We start from the raw sequence: 2335 nt of genomic DNA, 5'->3' as shown, positions 1-2335 counted from the left end.
CAAACTTATTGACACTACCCATATTGGTCACCGGCGACATGAATAAATCCCAAGATGTCCGCTATTCCTAGTCACTTTGCTCACGAGTGTAGAATAAGTACCTAGTTTCCCGCTATTTCTCACGCTCGCATGCAGTCCATGCAAGATGCGCGCCACCCTAGGCACAGCGGCTCTGAGCACTCAACTTGTGCAAGCGATGACGGATATGGGCATGAACGGTCGTATTTGTCATCGATATCCTATTAGCCAACCCCAATAACTCTTTGACTCTAGTGTGCCAGATTACTGACCAAATAGAAAAAGCCGCTAGAACATGGAAGCTCTACCGACTTTCATTCAACCTTATTTCCTCAGCGGACTGACCGTACTTCCCTACAATTTTCTCAATAAAGCAACCTCTCTCTGCTAACCCTCACGTTCCCATAGTTCCATACTTCTTAACAATATTACACTTGGCAGGAGCCTGACAATGCATAAGTGGCTCTCCAGTAATCTTACGGCAGCCATATAACCTGTCCCTCATAAATGACGCTCTGCTGCATCTTGTTCAATACCTTGATTTCGTGCACATATTGTCTAAGGTCCATAGTCTCAGGTGCGTGTGCCTGTGCAAGAGCCCATAGTGTATCTCCGGCAACGACTACATGCCGTTGATTGGATTCTTGAGCCAGATCCAGGCCCATCGCATCAGCTGCAGTCTGCGGTTGAATAGCGAAATTCGCTTCATCCATAGTTCGGCTTGCTTCCTCGGAACCGAAAGCGGTTTGGATAAACGTGCCGAACATGAAACTGAATAAGATGAAGCCAATGACCAAGAGCATGCGGAACGCGCTAGCCCCTCGTCCGGAAAATATAAAATTCCTTTTGGCGCGAGTCTGTTGTCGTTGTATATGTATAGATGCATGATTCGAGCCCCGTGTCTGCCCCATCTTCGTATAAGAATTCCACTGCACACCAGTTGCATGTAGCATATTCATCAACTCCAAACATTTGTTCTGTTAACAGGATAACACGAACGGGTGTTTGTGTCAACGAAAAAGCGAACAAATGTTTTTAGAACTTATGTTTGTGCGAACTCCGGTTCTATGATATAATTTCAAATAATTAAATGAGAATTTGGGGGGAGCACATTGACTAAGCTTTCCAGCCGTCAACAGGCAATATTAGAATACATAAAGAGCGAAGTGCGCGAGAAGGGGTATCCGCCTTCCGTACGGGAGATCGGAGAGGCCGTCGGTTTGGCATCCAGTTCGACTGTGCACGGACATTTGGACCGACTGGAAAAGAAGGGACTGATCCGGCGCGACCCGACCAAACCGCGGGCCATCGAGATTATCGGCATGAACGATCATGCGGAATCGGACTTTTCCATGTCGATCGTACGCGTGCCGCTCGTCGGCAAGGTTACAGCGGGTATGCCGATCACTGCAACGGAGAATATCGAGGACTACTTCCCGTTGTCGAGCCATATCGTGGGAGACCATACGGTCTTCATGCTCACCATTGTGGGTGACAGCATGATTGATGCGGGCATCCATGACGGCGATTACGTTGTCGTTCGCCAGCAGCCGAACGCAAATAACGGGGACATCGTAGTCGCCATGACCGAGGACGATGAAGCCACGGTCAAGCGCTTCTACCGCGAACGCGACCATATCCGCCTGCAGCCGGAGAATACAACCATGGCGCCCATACTGTTGCCTAACGTGACGATCTTGGGCAAGGTTATCGGGCTGTATCGGGATATTCATTAAGAGCAAGCCGATAGTATAAGTAATCCGATCCATGAAGCCGAAGGGATTTCCCTTCGGTTGTTTACTTATGTCTAGGCACGGGAACAACGCCGCAACACCCTATCTACTTGCACATTGTCAGGCACACAAGATTCCCCACAGAATCCCTTGCAATTGGTACAATAAATTTCTGCAAACTTGGATCTTTTCTCCGTCCAGTTATTGCACTACAGTAGAGACAACCCTACTGGTAAGGTTGAGATCTGCATGCCTGTAGTCCTTGCAATATCAAATGAAGACATACTAGCAAGTTATAAAGTCATGAAACAATTGCGCCCCCATCTTGAAGAAAAAACATTTGTGGAGAGGATCAAATATCTTCAAACGAAATACGGATATAAGTTAATTACCTTCGTAGAAGATGGAGAAGTAAAGGCCGCCTCCGGGTTTCGAATATGTGACTCGTTAGCGTGGGGGAGATATTTGTATGTGGATGATCTAATCACCGATGAAACTTCCCGTTCAAAAGGGTATGCTAGTCAGTTATTCGACTGGTTGGAAGAAGAACTGCTGCGGGAAAAGTGGAGTCTGTAAACTATTTT

3 protein-coding genes are annotated in these 2335 nt (G+C 47.3%); 2 read left to right on the top strand and 1 reads right to left on the bottom strand.

Translation table 11 applies throughout. The annotated features are described in order from the left end of the window. Positions 1 to 494 precede the first annotated feature (494 nt). Positions 495 to 821, bottom strand: coding sequence for a LysM peptidoglycan-binding domain-containing protein (locus tag XYCOK13_RS21720; RefSeq protein WP_213414351.1), 327 nt, complete (start codon positions 819 to 821; stop codon positions 495 to 497). Positions 822 to 1130: 309 nt separating this feature from the next. Between XYCOK13_RS21720 and lexA the strand changes: the two genes are divergently transcribed. Both lexA and XYCOK13_RS21710 read left to right on the top strand, forming a co-directional pair. Next, complete coding sequence (gene lexA / locus XYCOK13_RS21715) at positions 1131 to 1754, top strand: transcriptional repressor LexA (protein ID WP_213414350.1); 624 nt, start codon at positions 1131 to 1133, stop codon at positions 1752 to 1754. Positions 1755 to 2054: 300 nt separating this feature from the next. Beyond that, the gene (locus XYCOK13_RS21710) at positions 2055 to 2327 is read left to right on the top strand and encodes a GNAT family N-acetyltransferase (protein ID WP_213414349.1); all 273 of its coding nucleotides are present in this window, start codon (positions 2055 to 2057) and stop codon (positions 2325 to 2327) included. The last annotated feature ends 8 nt before the right edge of the window (positions 2328 to 2335 follow it).

Origin of the sequence: Xylanibacillus composti, from assembly GCF_018403685.1 — a bacterium.
Classification (GTDB): domain Bacteria; phylum Bacillota; class Bacilli; order Paenibacillales; family K13; genus Xylanibacillus; species Xylanibacillus composti.
Note: the sequence above shows the minus strand (reverse complement) of the source record. Positions and strands in the feature narration are given on the sequence as shown.